We start from the raw sequence: 14549 nt of genomic DNA on the forward strand, positions 1-14549 counted from the left end.
TCGGACGAATCGGCACGGGTGAGTGAGGTGGCCCTCTTGGGCGAGGTCAGCACGAGAGGCGGCAGGGGCGGCGGCTCGAACGGACGTACCACCGCCGAGATCGAGGCGTCGATCGCTGCGACTCGGAGCCGGCTGGCGGCCAATCTGGACGAGATCGCGGTGCGGGTGCACCCGTCCACGGTGGCCGCGCAGGCCAAGGCGCGGGCGGCCGCGACGGTCGACCGCACGGTGGGCCGGGCGTATGTGGCGGCCAGCCAGGGTGTGGAGCGGGTGCGGCTGCAGTTCGTGGACGAGAAGGGTGGCCCGCGGCCGGAGCGGATCGCCGCGGTGGCGGCGGTGGGTGTGGTCGTGGTGGCGGGTCTGGTGCTGCTGCGCCGCCGCAAGTAGCGGGTCGGGCTTCCTCCGGGGGCCGGGTCGGGCGGGTGCCCGGTCCGGCCCTCCATTGTTGGGATGGTGCCGGAGGAAGGTATTTTCGGGGGTGTGAGTGAGATCAGGCGGGACGAGAACCTCGGCGAGAAGCTGCCGATCCGGATGCTGCACGACCGGGTGCTGGTGCGCACGGAGGGCGGGGAGGGTGAGCGCCGTTCCACGGGCGGCATCCTGATTCCGGCGACGGCGGAGCTGTCCAAGCGGTGTGCCTGGGCGGAGGCGGTGGCGGTGGGCCAGAACGTGCGGTCCATCGAGCCGGGTGACCGGGTGCTGTTCGACCCCGAGGACCGGGCCGAGGTGGAGGTGCGGGGCACGTTGTATGTGCTGCTGCGTGAGCGGGACATCCATGCGGTGGCTGCGGAGCGGATCGGCGACGCCGGGGGCGGCACGGGTCTGTATCTCTGAGGCGTGGTCCCGCGGCCGGGGTGTGGTGTGCGGCTGCCGGCCGGGGTGGCCGCGCGGGGGCGGTCACCGGCCGGTGAAGGGTGCGGTCACTGGCCGGTGAAGGGGGTCTCCGGGCTTCCTGGGTCGCTGGGGCTGCCGCTGATGCCGCCGGCGTCATTGCCGCCGATGTCGCCGCCGCCGTCGCCCCCGTTGGTTCCGGTGGGTCCGCCGAGGGCGCCGGCAGCGGTGCCGGCGAGGGTGCCGCCGATCAGGTTGCCGCCGCTGGGGAGGCCGGAGGGCAGGCCGGTGTCGCTGGGGCTGCCGCCTTCGGTGGAGGGCTCCCTGGTGGGGGCGGTGTGGCTGGGCCGGGTGCTCGGGGTGCTGCTGGGGGAGGCGCTGGCGGACGGGCTGGCGCTGGGGGAGGCCAGGGGTGCGCCGCTGTTGCCGTTGCTGGGGGCGAGTTCGAAGTGGGCGACGGGGGCGCCCTTGAGGGCGTCCCTCATATAGGCGGTCCAGATCTGGGTGGGGAAGGTGCCGCCGTTGATACGGCTGAGTCCGGCGGTGCCGTTGAGCGACTCGTGGCTGTGGTTCTTGGGGTTCTCGCGGAAGATGCCGATGGCGGTGGTGAGCTGCGGGGTGTAGCCGACGAACCAGGCCGACATGTTCTTGTCGGTGGTGCCGGTCTTTCCGGCGGCGGGGCGGCCGAGGTTGAGGGCGGCGTAGCCGGTTCCGCCGGGGGAGACGACGTCGCGCAGGACGGAGGTGACGGCGTCCGCGGTGCCCCGGTTGACGGCCTGGGTGGGGTTGTGGGTGGGGAGGTCGGCGACGACGGCGTCGCGCTGGAGGCGCTGGACGGCCCAGGGGGCGATCCGCTGGCCGTGGTTGGCGAGGGTGGCGTAGGCGCCGGCCATGTCGAGTGCGCTGGGGGTGGCGGTGCCGAGGGCGGTGGCGTTGTTGGAGCCGCTCATGTCGTCGACGTTGTCGGGGATGCCGAGGGCGATGGCGGTGTTGCGGACGTTCTGCAGTCCGGCGTCGACGGCTTCCTGGGCGTAGACGGAGTTGATGGACTTCATCATGGCGTAGCGCAGGGTGACGGTGCCGTAGTTGAAGTCGTCCTCGTTGGGCGGGGCGTACTTGCCGGGGCCTCCGACGACGGGCCGGCGGCTGGTGCCGTCGTAGGAGGTCTGGGTGGTGATGCGCCGGCCGTCCTGGGTGTTGTGGTCGCCTTCGAGGCCGGCCGCGAGGTCGAAGGCCTTGAAGGTGGAGCCGACCGGGTTGTCCTGCCGGGTGGCGTCGTTGAAGGGCTGGACGGTGTAGTCGGGGCCGCCGTAGACCGCGACGATCTTGCCGGCGGTGGGGTCGACGGAGGCGCCGGCGACGCGGACGTCGGTGTCGGTCCTGGGCCTGGCCTTGGGGTTGAGCTGGTCGGTGAGTTCCTTCTTGACCGCGGCGACGAGGGCCTTCTGCTTCTTGCGGTCGAAGGTGGTGGTGATCTTCCAGCCGCCGGCCTGGAGGGTGGGCTCGTCGATGATCTTGTTGCGGAGGAGGTAGTTCTTGGCGATCTCGATGAGGTAGCCGGCCTGTCCGCCGACGCCGGGGGTGGCCTTGGCCTCGGTGGGCTCGGGGAAGGTCATGGCGGCGCGGCGGACCGGGGTGAGCCAGTCCTCGGTGACCATGCCGTCGAGGACGTAGTTCCAGCGGGCGATGGCGGCGGCGCGGCCGGCGGGCGTGGTGTTGCGGACGTCGTAGAGGCTGGGGGCCTGGAGGAGCGCCGCGAGGTAGGCGCCCTGCTCGATGGTGAGCTGGGAGGTGTCCTTGCCGTAGTAGGCGTGGGCGGCGGCCTGGATGCCGTAGGCGTTGCGGCCGAAGTAGCTGGTGTTGAGGTAGCCGTCGAGGATCTGCTGCTTGGTCTCGGTGCGGTCGACCTTGAGGGCGATGAAGATCTCTTTGGCCTTGCGGGAGACGGTCTGTTCCTGCGTCAGGTAGTAGTTTTTGACGTACTGCTGGGTGATGGTGGAGCCGCCCTGGGCGCCCCGGCCGGTGGCGGTGTTGAGGGCGGCGCGCAGGGTGCCCTTGACGTCGATGCCCTTGTTCTTGTAGAACGACCGGTCCTCGGCGGAGAGGACGGCGTGCTGGGTGTCCAGCGGGATCTCGTCGAGCGGGACGGATTCGCGGTTGACGTCACCTGTGCGGCCCAGTTCGGTTCTGCCGTCCGACCAGTAGTAGATGTTGCTCTGGGCGACCGCCTGGGCGTTGGCGTCGGGTACGGGCACCGTCAGATACAGGATGATGAAGGCGCCGGCGCAGAGCAGAACGAGCATCAGGAATGTGCCGATGACCATGCGCCAGGTCGGCAGCAGCCGGCGCAAGCCGGTGCGCCGGGCCCTGCGTGCGGCTTTGGCGGCCTGCTTCCGGGCGTGCCGGTCTTCGCCCTGGGTCTGCTCGCTCATGGCTCCTGCTCGGTGGTGTGCAGCGGTGGGCGGCCCGTACGGAACGGTCGGCTCCTCCAGGTCCACACTTTCGCATCATCGGTACCGATTGCCTGGGCGGCGCGCCTCCGGCTGGAATTGTGGCGATCCTGTGACGACGGTCGTGAGGGTGGCGTTCCGCGCCGGGTGACAGGCCCGCAATCCGGATGCGCTGGGTGACGACAGCCGTTACCCTGCGAGCACAACCGCATATCTGCGCGCTCTCAGCTCCGCCCCAGCCCGGGACCCCCCGGGTGTTCCGGGACGGGGCCGATTCGGCGTGCCCGGATGCGGTGGACCCACTCGACTGTCGACATGTCGACAAATTCTGTGAGAGGAGGTTCAGTGCTGCTGACGCTCTACGGCTCGGTCGCCCGCGGCTCCTTCCGTCGCTATGCCACCTACCGGGCGTCCATCCTGGCCGGCGCCTTCACCAACACCGTCTTCGGCTTCATCCTCAGCTACACCTACCTCGCCCTGTGGCACGCCCGCCCGGACCTCGGCGGCTACGACGCGACGGGTGCCGTCACCTACATCTGGATCAGCCAGGCGCTGATCGCCCCCGTCTGCGTCTGGGGCGGCGGTTTCCAGGACGACTTCCAGGACCGGGTCCGCAACGGCGACATCGCCATCGACCTCTACCGCCCCGTCGACCTCCAGTCCTGGTGGCTGGCGACCGACCTGGGCCGGGCCGCCCTGCAACTGGCCACCCGGGGAGTGCTGCCGCTGGTGGCCGGGGCGGCCGTCTTCCGGCTGCGGCTGCCGGAGGACGGCCGGGTCTGGGCGGCCTTCCTGCTCTCGGTGGGGCTGGCGGTGGTGGTCAGCTTCGCCTTCCGCTACCTGGTCAGCCTCACCGGCTTCTGGCTGATGGACTCCAACGGGGTGCGGTCGCTGGCGAGCATCCTGGGGGTGTTCTTCTCCGGAAAGCTGCTGCCGATCACCCTCTTCCCGGGGGCGCTGGGCGCCCTCGCCCGGGTGCTGCCCTGGTCGGCGATGGTGCAGATCCCCTGTGATGTGCTGCTGCAGCAACGCACCGGCGCTGCGCTGGCCACCGGCCTGGGCTTCCAGGCGCTCTGGGCGCTGCTGCTGCTGGCCGCCGGACGGGCCGTGCAGGGGCTGGCGACCCGCAGGGTGGTGGTCCAGGGTGGCTGACGACCGCTTCCCGGATCCCCCGGGACGACTGTGGTGGGGACTGCGGGTCTGGTGGATGACCGCCGCGATGTGGACCCGTTCCGCACTGGCGTACCGCACCTCGTTCGTGCTGATGACCGTCGGCAATCTGGCCATCACCGCCATGGACTTCGTGATCATCGTGGTGATGTTCCGCAACATCCACAGCATGGGCGGCTGGGACTTCCACCAGGTCGCCTTCCTCTACGCCACCTCCAGCTTCGCCATCGGCCTGGCCGACATGCTGGTCGGCAGCATCGACGCGCTGGGGAACCGCATCCGGCAGGGCACGCTCGACGGCATCCTGGTGCGGCCCGCCCCGGCGCTGGCGCAGATGGCCGCCGACCGCTTCGCGCTGCGCCGGCTCGGGCGGCCGCTGCAGGCCGCGGTGATCCTGCTCTGGTCGCTCTCCGGACTCCGGGTGCACTGGACCTGGGACCGGGTGCTGTTGGTGCCGGGACTGCTGGTCTGCGGCACGGCGATCTTCGTCGCGCTCTTCGTCGGTGGCTCCTGTCTCCAGTTCTGGGCCTCCGACGCGGCCGAGGTGCAGAACTCCTTCACCTTCGGCGGCGCCACCATGATCCAGTACCCGCCGACGGTCTTCGCCAAGGAACTGGTCGCCGGAGCCGTCTTCGGCATCCCGCTCGCCTTCGTCAACTGGCTGCCCGCGCTGCACATCCTCGGGCAGTCCGACCCCCTGCACCTGCCCGAGGCGTTCCGCTTCGCCTCGCCCGTCGCCGCCGCGCTCGCCCTGGCGGCGGCCGGGCTCGCCTGGCGGGCGGGCCTGCGCGCGTACCGCTCCACCGGCAGCTGACCAACTCGCTGAAGGGAAAAGGCACATGGCTCTGATCGAGGTCGACAACGTCAGCAGGACCTTCACGGTGCGCAGCAGAAAGGGGCGGCTGCGCAGGGAGAAGCGCCTGGTGAACGCGGTGGACGGGCTCACCTTCACGGTCGCGGAGGGGGAGTGCGTGGGCTATGTCGGGCCCAACGGCGCTGGGAAGTCCACCACCGTGAAGATGCTCACCGGGATCCTGGTCCCCAGCGGAGGGCGGCTCCGGGTGGCCGGGGTGGACCCCTCCCGGGACCGGGTGCGCCTGGCCCACCGCATCGGGGTGGTCTTCGGGCAGCGCACCACCCTGTGGTGGGATCTGCCGCTGCGGGACTCCTATGAGATGGCCCGCCGCATCTACCGCATCCCCGCCGGCCGCTTCCGGGCCAACCTGGACCGCTGCACGGAACTGCTGGACCTCGGACCGCTGATGGACACCCCGGTCCGGCAGCTCTCCCTGGGCCAGCGGATGCGCGGAGACATCGCCGCGGCGCTGCTCCACGATCCGCAGGTGCTCTATCTGGACGAGCCGACGATCGGCCTGGACGTGGTCAGCCGCAACCGGGTGCGGCAGTTCCTGCGCGAGGTCAACACCGAGCGCGGGACCACGGTGCTGCTCACCACCCATGACCTCACCGACATCGAGCAGCTCTGCTCGCGGGTGATGGTCATCGACCACGGGCGCGTGGTCTACGACGGCGGACTGGAGGGGCTGCACGCGGTGGGGGAGAGCGAGCGGACCCTGGTGGTGGACCTGGCCGAGCCCTGCCCGCCGATCTCGGTGGAGGGCGCGCGGGTGGTCCGGGTGGACGGTCCCCGGCAGTGGCTGGCCTTCCCCGCCGCCCGCAGCGCCGCCCCGGTGGTGGCCGCGGTCGCGGACCGCTATCCGCTGGTCGACCTGTCGGTGCGGGAGCCCGCCATCGAGGATGTGATCGCCCGGATGTACGCCGGGGAGGTGGCGGCCCCGGCCCGGGTGGGCTGACCCGGCGGTTCCCGGCCGCGGCGCGCCGCGGCCGGGAACCGGAGCCGGGTGGGGTGGGCCGCCGGGGTGTGGGGCAGAGTGGGGAGGTGAAGAGTCAGACGAGTGCGGCCGGTGCGGCTGCCGGGTCGGGCGGGGTGCGGTTCACCGCCTCGGACGAGGTCAAGCGGCGCGGGGTGCGCCGGATGAAGGTGCTGGCCACCGGGCTGCTGGGGGTCGCGACCGCGGTGTATGCGCTGGCCCGCTGGGCCGGGTCCGCGGGCGCCGGGGCGTGGGCGGGCTATGTGGAGTCCGCGGCCGAGGCGGGCATGGTGGGCGCGCTGGCCGACTGGTTCGCCGTGACGGCGCTCTTCCGCAGGCCGTTCGGGCTGCCGATCCCGCACACCGCGATCATCCCCACCAAGAAGGACGTCTTCGGGCGGACCCTCGGGCAGTTCGTGGGGGAGAACTTCCTGGCGGCGGACGTGGTCCGCAGCCGGCTGCGGGCGCTGCGGATCGCCGGGCGGGTCGGGGAGTGGCTGTCGGCGCCGGGCAGCGCGGAGCGGGTGACCACGGAGGCGTCCGCGGCGCTGCGGGGTGTGCTGGCGGTGCTGCGCGACGAGGATGTGCAGGCCGTGGTGGCGGAGGCGGTGACCCGGCGGGTGTCGGCGCAGCAGGTGGCCCAGCCGATGGGGCGGATGCTGGGCCGGGTGGTCGCGGACGGCGGGCACCGGGGTGTGGTGGACCTGGTGGCGGTGCGGCTGCACGACTGGCTGGTGGAGCACCGCGAGGAGGTGGTGCAGCGGATCGCGGAGGAGTCCCCGGGGTGGACGCCCAAGTTCATCGACCACCAGGTGGGGGTGCGGATCCACAAGGAGCTGCTGCGGTTCGCCGGTGAGGTGCGGGACGACCCGTTCCATCCGGCGCGCGGTGCGGTGGACAGCTTCCTCACGGACTTCGCCGAGGAGCTGCGGACCGACCCGGCGACCATCGGCCGGGTGGAGCGGGCCAAGGCGCAGCTGCTGGAGCGGCCGGAGGTGCAGGGTCTGATCGCGTCCTCGTGGGGGGCGGTGCGGTCGCTGGTGCTGGAGGCGGCGGAGGACGAGCAGAGCGAGCTGCGGCGGCGGATGCGGGACGCGGTGCGGTCGTTCGGGGAGCGGCTGGCGTCCGACGCGCGGCTGCAGGGCAAGGTGGACGGCTGGCTGGAGGACGCGGCCGAGTATGTGGTGGAGACCTACCGGGACGAGATCACCTCGCTGATCTCGGAGACGGTCGCCGGGTGGGACGCGGTGGAGGCGTCGCGGAAGATCGAGGCCAATGTGGGGCGGGACCTGCAGTTCATCCGGATCAACGGCACGGTGGTGGGGGCCCTGGCGGGACTGCTGATCCACACGTTGTCGGTGCTGGTGGCGGCGTGAGCGCCGGGTGCGGCGTGCGACGATGCGGGGGTCATGGAGCATGAGAGGAAGCGGTTGATGGTGGACGCGTTCATCGCGGGGTTGCCGAAGGCGGAGCTGCATGTGCACCACGTGGGGTCCGCCTCGCCGAGGGTGGTCGCCGGGCTGGCGGCGCGGCACGAGGGCACGACCGGGGTGCCGGCCGATCCCGAGCTGCTGGCGGAGTACTTCACCTTCCGGGACTTCGCCCACTTCATCGAGGTCTACCTCTCGGTGGTGGACCTGATCCGCGACGCGGAGGACGTCAGGGCGCTGACCTTCGGTGTCGCCGAGGACATGGCGCGGCAGAACATCCGGTACGCGGAGCTGACGGTGACGCCGTACAGCTCGGTGCGCCGGGGCATCCCCGATGTGGCGTTCATGGAGGCGATCGAGGACGCCCGCAAGTCCGCGGAGGCGGAGCTGGGCGTGGTGCTGCGCTGGTGCTTCGACATCCCGGGTGAGGCGGGTCTGGAGTCGGCGGAGGAGACGGCGCGGCTGGCGCTGGAGGTGGGTGCGGACGGCCTGGTGAGCTTTGGCCTCGGCGGGCCGGAGATCGGGGTGCCGCGGCCGCAGTTCAAGCCGTACTTCGACCGGGCGCGGGCGGCGGGCCTGCACAGTGTGCCGCACGCGGGGGAGACCACGGGGCCGCAGACGGTGTGGGACGCCGTGCGGGAGCTGGGCGCGGAGCGGATCGGGCACGGCACCCAGGCGGTGCGGGATCCGCGGCTGGTGGACTTCCTGGGGGAGCACCGGATTCCGCTGGAGGTCTGCCCGACGTCCAACATCGCGACCCGGGCGGTGGAGCGGATGGAGGAGCACCCGATCCGTCAGATGGTCGAGGCGGGACTGCTGGTCACCGTCAACAGCGACGACCCGCCGATGTTCGGCACCGACCTGAACACCGAGTACGGGGTGGCCGCGCGGCTGCTGGGGCTGGACGAGGCCGGTGTGGCGGCGCTGGCGAAGAACGCCGTGGAGGCGTCCTTCATGGGCGCCGCGGACCGGGCCAGGCTGACCGCGGAGATCGACGCCCACCTCGCCGGGTGGCGTGGCTGAGGGAGCGGTCCTGAGGTGCGGCGGCGGCCCGGTGGGGCCGCCGCCGCGCGTGGCGGTGCGGGCCGCGGTCAGGAGGCGGCGGGGGCCTCCTCGGGCTTGGCGGGGGCCGCGGGTTCGGGGGTGCGGTGCAGCAGGCCGCGTTCGGCGACCGTCCAGGCGGTGGTGGTCAGCAGGTAGAGGCCGGCGGCCCCGTTTCAGCGGGCGGTTCGGGCGGTGGGCCGGGCTTCCTGTTCGGGGTGGGCGGGCGACGGCAGATGGGCGCGGACACGGAAGCCGTGGGGGGTGGGGCCGGCCTCCAGGTGGCCCTCCTCCAGGGTGAGGCGTTCGCGGAGGCCGGAGAGGCCGTTGCCGAAGGGGGCGGACGGGCTCGCCGTGCCGTCGTTCAGCACGGTGAGGGTGTGGCCCGCGCTGCCGCCGGTGAGGCTGATCCGGCAGGTGGTGGCGCCCGCGGCGTGGCGTACGACATTGGTGACCGACTCGCGCAGCGCCCAGGCGAGGGCGGCCTCGCGGGCGGGGGCCAGGGTCTTGGCGCGGATGCCGAGGTCGGGGTCGATCTCGGGGCGGATGCCGGCGGTGGTCAGGGTGGTGTGGGCGCGGGCGACCTCGGTGGCCAGGGTGGGGCGGCGGTAGCCGGTGACGGACTCCCGGACCTCGGCCAGGGCGGTCGCGGTGATCTCCCGCATCTCGGCGATCTGCCGGGCGCAGGCGTCCGGGTCGGTGTGCACCATGCGTTCGGCGAGCTGGGTCTTGAGGGAGAGCAGCGACAGCGAGTGCCCGAGGAGGTCGTGCAGGTCGCGGCCGAAGCGCAGCCGTTCCTCGTTGACGGCGAGCTGGGCCATCGCCTCCTCGCCCTGGCGCAGCCGGACCTTGGTGCGCTGGCGTTCCACGCCGAGGATGGAGAAGCCGGCGGCGACGGCGGTGGAGGCGAGCCAGGGCCAGTAGTCACCGAAGGGGTCGCCGGTGAGCAGAGCGACCACCCACTGGGCCGCGACCAGGGGGCCGGCGGTGCGGATGGCGCGGCGCATCGGGAAGGCGTGGGTGTTGCACAACGCGGCGTAGACGAACATCGACAGCCAGCTGCCGCCCAGCAGCAGCGGATAGGCCAGGGCCAGGGCGGCGGTGACGGCGAAGCAGCCGATCCGCAGCCGGGGGTTGGCGTTGCGGTTGCCGTTGGCCATGGAGGTGACGAAGGCCGCGCCGAACACCACCACGCCGGTGACGGCGAGGACGGAGGCGGTGCGGGAGTGCTGGTCGAGGCTGCTGAGGCCGGGGATCAGGCCCCACAGCCAGATGATGCTGAACCACCACTCGCGCACCTTCCACCGGCGGCACCAGTCGACGATCCGCCGCATGTGCTCTCCTCTGGCTGCCGTGGGCCTCGCCGGTGCCGGGCCTCGGTGGTGACGGGCCTTGTGGTGACGGGACCTCCCCAGGGTGCCGGAGCGGAGCGCCCGGTGCCAGTGAGTGCGGTCGCGCCCCCGGCGTGACGGATGTCATGCCAGATGGCGCTCCAGTCCGGCGACGACCAGCTGGTGGTCGTCGGCCTGGGGGAGTCCGGAGACGGCCACCGTGCCGATCACGCCGACGTGCGGCAGCGCGATGGGGAACGCCCCGCCGTGGGCGGCGTAGACGTCCGGGTCCAGGCGCATCTTCTCCTCGAAGGTGGAGCCCTTGGCGAGGCAGCGCAGCCCCACCAGGTACGAGGAGTGGCCGAAGCGGTCCACCACCCGGGACTTGCGCTGGATCCAGGCGTCGTTGTCGGCGCTGGTGCCGGGCAGGGCGCAGTGGAAGAGCTGCTGGCCGTTGCGGCGGACGTCGACGGTGACCGGTGCCCGGCGGGCGCGGGCCAGCTCGGTGAGGGTGGTGCCGAGCCGCCAGGCGTCGTCGTTGTCGAAGCGGGGCAGCACCAGGCGCTGCTCCTCGGCCTCGATCTGCATGATCAGTTCGGCGAGGTCGGTGGGGTTCATGGGGCCTTCACGCTTCCTCGGTGAGGTGGACGGTGGTGCCGGTGGCGGCGGAGCGGCGGGCGGCCTCGAGGACGGTGAGGGCGGCGACCGCGTCGCGGGGGTCGACGGGGACGGGTGCGCCGTCACGGAGGGCGGCGGCGACGCCGTGGTAGAAGGCGGGGTAGTCGCCGGCCTCGGTGCGGACGGTCCGGGTGCCGTCGGTGGTGCCCAGCAGGCCGTGGGCGCTCTCCGGCTCGGCGCCCCAGGGGCTGCCGTCGCCGGGGCGTCGGCCGTCGCGCAGATCGGCCTCCTGGGGGTCCAGGCCGTACTTGACGTAGCCGGCCCGGTCGCCGAGGACGCGAAGACGGGGGCCGAGCTGCGCGGTGATGGCGCTCATCCACAGGTGGGAGCGGACGCCGGAGGTGTGGGTGAGGGCGATGAAGGAGTCGTCGTCGACGGCTGCCTCGGCGCGTACGGCGTCGATCTCGGCGTAGACGGTGGCGGCGGGGCCGAAGAGGGTCAGTGCCTGGTCGACCAGGTGGCTGCCGAGGTCGTACATGGTGCCGCCGACCTCGGCGGGGTCGGGCAGCTCCCGCCAGCCCGCCTTGATCTGCGGGCGCCAGCGCTCGAAGCGGGACTCGAAGCGGTGCACCCGGCCGAGGGAGCCGTCGGCGACCAGGCGGCGGACGGTGAGGTAGTCGTTGTCCCAGCGGCGGTTCTGGAAGACGGTGAGCAGCAGTCCGCGGTGCTCGGCGAGGTCGGCCAGGGCGGCGGCCTCGGCGGCGGAGCCGGCCAGCGGCTTGTCCACCACGACGGGCAGGCCGGCGTCGAGGGCGGCGCGGGCGAGTGGCACATGGGTGCGGTTGGGCGAGGCGACGACGACCAGGTCGACGGAGCCGTCGAGCAGCTGCTCGGGGGTGTCGACGGCGCGGGCGCCGGGGTGCTCGCGGTGCAGCTGGGCCCGGCGCTCGGGGCTGGCGGTGACCACGGCCTCCAGCCGCATCCCGGGGGTGGTGGCGATCAGGGGGGCGTGGAAGGCGGAGCCGGCGAGGCCGTAGCCGATCAGGCCGACGCGGAGTGTGGCGGACATGCCCCCACTTAAGCAACAGTGTTGCGTAAGTGCAAGCGACAGGCAGAATGGGCGGGTGAGTGCACTGAACCTGCCCGCCCTGCGCGGCCACAACACCGCGGTCGTGCTGGGACTGCTGCGCGGACGCGAGGGCGTCAGCCGCGGCGAGATCGCCGCCGGGAGCGGCCTGACACCGCAGGCGGTCAGCAAGATCCTCGCCCCGCTGCGGGCCGCCGGGCTGGTGGCCGAGGCCGGACGCGGGGAGTCCACCGGGGGCAAGCCGCGGACCCTGCTGCGGCTGGTGCCCGAGGCGGGCTACGCCGCCGGGGTGCACCTGGACCGCGGGCGGCTGCTGGTGCTGCTGGTGGATCTGATGGGGCGCCGGCTGGACCGTGTGGACGAGCCGTTGGAGCTGGCCGATCCGGCGGCGGTGGTGGAGCGGGTCGCACAGGCGGTGGAGCGGGTGGCCGCCGGGCGGCCGCTGCTGGGCGTGGGGGTCGGATGCCCCGGACCGCTGGACCACGCGGCCGGGGTGCTGCACCGGGTGACCGGACTGCCGCAGTGGGACGGCTTTCCGCTGCGGGCCGGCCTGGCCGCGCGGACGGGAGTGCCGGTGGCGGTCGACAAGGACACCAACGCGGCGGTGCTCGCCGAGCCGCCCGGCGGCTCCCGGTCGTCGGTCTATGTGCACCTGGGGAGCGGTCTTGGCGCGGGGCTGGTGCTCGACGGGGCGCTGTACCGGGGCGCCCGTACCAACGCCGGGGAGTTCGGCCATCAGACGGTGCAACTGGACGGTCCCCGCTGCGAGTGCGGCAACCGGGGCTGCCTGGAGGCGCTCTGCCTGGCCGCGCTGCGGGCCGGGGACGCGCCGGCGGCGGCGCGGCTGGTGGGCGCCGGGGTGGCCAACCTGGTGCGGCTGCTGGATGTGGACCGGGTGGTGCTGGGCGGCGCGGCGGTGCTGGCCGAACCGGCGGTCTTCGTCCGCGAGGTGGCGGCGGAGCTGGCCGAGCGCATCCCCGACCCCGCATGGCAGGCGGTACCGGTCGCGGTGGCGGCGGCCGGGGAGCAGGCGGTGGCGGCGGGCGCGGCGGAGCTGGTGCTGGCACCGCTGTTCGGCCGGGAGAGCTGAGATTGCGAGGCGGTCACGATCGGACCGAATCGGTCGTGCACCAAGCGTGGCTGATCAGGATGGGGCCATGCGTTCCCTTCTGTTGACGGTGGCAGCCGCAGCGGCGGCCGTCCTGGCGGCGGGCTGCGCAAGCAGCCCCGAGACGGTGACCAGCGCGAACACGGTGCCGGCGGCCACGGCGGCCCCGGGCGCGACGCCCGCGGACACCCCGGCTGCGCACTCCTCCACCGCGCCCCGGCGCACGCCGGACACGGCCGCGCCCACCCGGGTCACCTCCTCCGGAGCCGCCCGCGGCTACTGCCCGCCCCCCGAGGCCGCACCCGCCGACCCCTCCCCGTGCATCACCTACGACTGGGGACAGCGCTACGCGGAGAACCACGGCTACCGCCAGGAGCAGCCGATCAGCGCGCAGGAGCGGACACAGGCGCAACCCATGGCGGATGCGCTGGCCACGGCGCTGCGCGCACTGGCCGGGCGGCATCCGGACACCGCGCGGATACGGGCCGCAGCCGGGCAGGCGCTGGGCCTGCCGGCCGCCCGGGTGGAACTGAAGTCCGACGGCTACGACGTCCCGCAGCACGGCTTCGCGGTCGGCGGGGGGCAGGGCAAGGTCTGCGTCAACGGCACGGTGTCGGCCGACGGCGCGGTGCACACCGAGGTGGCCGGCCGCACCCTGGACGGCCCCTGTCTGCCCGGCGACGGCGGACACTGACTGTTCGTCCGCTCTTCACCCAGGCTGTGGCGAACATGCCATCCTCAGGCTCCTAGCCTGGGCGCGCTCCTGACCCCCTGCCGCACGGAGGACAGTCATGCGCCGCCGCACCCTCACCGCCGTCGCCTCAGCCCTCGGCGTCGCCGCCGCCTCGCTGGGCCTTTGGGCCGGCGGAGACGCCCAGGCCGCCGGATCGCTGCCCACCCCCGACCACACCGTGGTGGTGGTCTTCGAGAACCATGCGTACACGCAGGTCATCGGCAGCTCCAGCGCCCCCTACATCAACTCGCTGAAGAGCGGCGGTGCCAACCTCACCGCCTCCTATGCGATCACCCACCCCAGCCAGCCCAACTACTTCGCCCTCTTCTCCGGCTCCACCCAGGGCATCACCGACGACAGCTGCTACACCGCGGGCTTCAGCTCCGCCGCCAACCTCGCCTCCGAACTGATCGCGGCCGGCAAGACCTGGGCCAGCTACAACGAGACACTGCCCAGCCAGGGCTCCACCACCTGCAGCAGCGGCAAGTACGCCCGCAAGCACAACCCCTGGTTCGGTTTCAGCAACGTCCCCACCTCCAGCGCCCACACCTTCGCCCAGTTCCCGACGGACTACACCACCCTGCCGCAGGTGTCCTTTGTGACCCCCAACCTGTGCAGCGACATGCACGACTGCTCGGTGTCCACCGGTGACACCTGGCTGAAGAACAACCTGGGTGCCTACGCCACCTGGGCCAAGACCCACAACAGCCTGCTGATCGTCACCTTCGACGAGGACAACAGCCTCAGCGGCAACCGGATCACCACGGTGCTGTACGGGCAGCCGGTGGCTGCCGGATCCAGCTCCGCCACCACCTACAACCACTACAACGTGCTGCGCACCGTGGAGGACCTCTACGGCACGTCCCACGCGGGCAACGCGGCCTCCGCGTCGGACATCACCGGCATCTGGAACTGAGC

14 protein-coding genes are annotated in these 14549 nt (G+C 72.6%); 10 read left to right on the plus strand and 4 right to left on the minus strand.

The window, feature by feature from the left end:
• Positions 1 to 36: 36 nt before the first annotated feature.
• Positions 37 to 387 (plus strand): DUF3618 domain-containing protein, encoded by a 351-nt coding sequence (locus AB0761_RS23910; protein WP_377271189.1) that lies wholly within the window; start codon positions 37 to 39, stop codon positions 385 to 387.
• A gap of 144 nt (positions 388 to 531) precedes the next feature.
• Positions 532 to 834, plus strand: coding sequence for a GroES family chaperonin (locus AB0761_RS23915; protein ID WP_377274288.1), 303 nt, complete (start codon positions 532 to 534; stop codon positions 832 to 834).
• 86 nt (positions 835 to 920) lie between these two features.
• Here the strand turns inward: AB0761_RS23915 and AB0761_RS23920 are convergent, their stop codons facing one another.
• Positions 921 to 3263 carry a transglycosylase domain-containing protein gene (locus tag AB0761_RS23920; RefSeq protein WP_377271190.1) on the minus strand — a complete coding sequence of 781 codons (2343 nt, stop codon included), beginning with the start codon at positions 3261 to 3263 and terminating at the stop codon, positions 921 to 923.
• A 333-nt stretch (positions 3264 to 3596) separates the two neighbouring features.
• Here AB0761_RS23920 and AB0761_RS23925 point away from each other — a divergent pair, with 333 nt between their 5' ends.
• The 5 genes from AB0761_RS23925 to AB0761_RS23945 all read left to right on the plus strand — a co-directional run bounded on the left by AB0761_RS23925 (position 3597) and on the right by AB0761_RS23945 (position 8736).
• Complete coding sequence (locus tag AB0761_RS23925) at positions 3597 to 4433, plus strand: ABC transporter permease (RefSeq protein WP_377271191.1); 837 nt, start codon at positions 3597 to 3599, stop codon at positions 4431 to 4433.
• Positions 4434 to 4488: 55 nt separating this feature from the next.
• Positions 4489 to 5265 carry an ABC transporter permease gene (locus AB0761_RS23930; protein ID WP_377274290.1) on the plus strand — a complete coding sequence of 259 codons (777 nt, stop codon included), beginning with the start codon at positions 4489 to 4491 and terminating at the stop codon, positions 5263 to 5265.
• A gap of 25 nt (positions 5266 to 5290) precedes the next feature.
• Positions 5291 to 6265, plus strand: coding sequence for an ATP-binding cassette domain-containing protein (locus AB0761_RS23935; RefSeq protein ID WP_377271192.1), 975 nt, complete (start codon positions 5291 to 5293; stop codon positions 6263 to 6265).
• Positions 6266 to 6351: 86 nt separating this feature from the next.
• Complete coding sequence (locus AB0761_RS23940; protein WP_377271194.1) at positions 6352 to 7659, plus strand: DUF445 domain-containing protein; 1308 nt, start codon at positions 6352 to 6354, stop codon at positions 7657 to 7659.
• A 33-nt stretch (positions 7660 to 7692) separates the two neighbouring features.
• Positions 7693 to 8736, plus strand: coding sequence for an adenosine deaminase (locus AB0761_RS23945; protein ID WP_377271195.1), 1044 nt, complete (start codon positions 7693 to 7695; stop codon positions 8734 to 8736).
• 194 nt (positions 8737 to 8930) lie between these two features.
• Here the strand turns inward: AB0761_RS23945 and AB0761_RS23950 are convergent, their stop codons facing one another.
• From AB0761_RS23950 to AB0761_RS23960, 3 genes are all read right to left on the minus strand, one after another.
• Complete coding sequence (locus AB0761_RS23950) at positions 8931 to 10088, minus strand: sensor histidine kinase (RefSeq protein ID WP_377271196.1); 1158 nt, start codon at positions 10086 to 10088, stop codon at positions 8931 to 8933.
• Positions 10089 to 10229: 141 nt separating this feature from the next.
• Entirely contained in the window at positions 10230 to 10703 is a 474-nt protein-coding gene (locus AB0761_RS23955; RefSeq protein ID WP_377271197.1) for a heme-degrading domain-containing protein, read from the minus strand.
• A 7-nt stretch (positions 10704 to 10710) separates the two neighbouring features.
• Positions 10711 to 11772, minus strand: a complete 1062-nt coding sequence (locus AB0761_RS23960; protein ID WP_377271198.1) for a Gfo/Idh/MocA family oxidoreductase — start codon at positions 11770 to 11772, stop codon at positions 10711 to 10713.
• A gap of 64 nt (positions 11773 to 11836) precedes the next feature.
• On the opposite strand from AB0761_RS23960, the gene AB0761_RS23965 reads away from it, so the two are divergent.
• The 3 genes from AB0761_RS23965 to AB0761_RS23975 all read left to right on the plus strand — a co-directional run bounded on the left by AB0761_RS23965 (position 11837) and on the right by AB0761_RS23975 (position 14547).
• Entirely contained in the window at positions 11837 to 12880 is a 1044-nt protein-coding gene (locus AB0761_RS23965) for an ROK family transcriptional regulator (protein WP_377274292.1), read from the plus strand.
• Positions 12881 to 12947: 67 nt separating this feature from the next.
• Positions 12948 to 13592: a precorrin-3B C(17)-methyltransferase gene (locus AB0761_RS23970; protein ID WP_377271199.1), complete on the plus strand. Its 645-nt coding sequence runs from the start codon at positions 12948 to 12950 to the stop codon at positions 13590 to 13592.
• Between the two features lie 97 nt (positions 13593 to 13689).
• Positions 13690 to 14547: an alkaline phosphatase family protein gene (locus AB0761_RS23975; protein ID WP_377271200.1), complete on the plus strand. Its 858-nt coding sequence runs from the start codon at positions 13690 to 13692 to the stop codon at positions 14545 to 14547.
• Positions 14548 to 14549: the final 2 nt, after the last annotated feature.

Source organism: Peterkaempfera podocarpi (assembly GCF_042466665.1).
GTDB classification, from domain to species: Bacteria; Actinomycetota; Actinomycetes; order Streptomycetales; family Streptomycetaceae; genus Peterkaempfera; species Peterkaempfera podocarpi.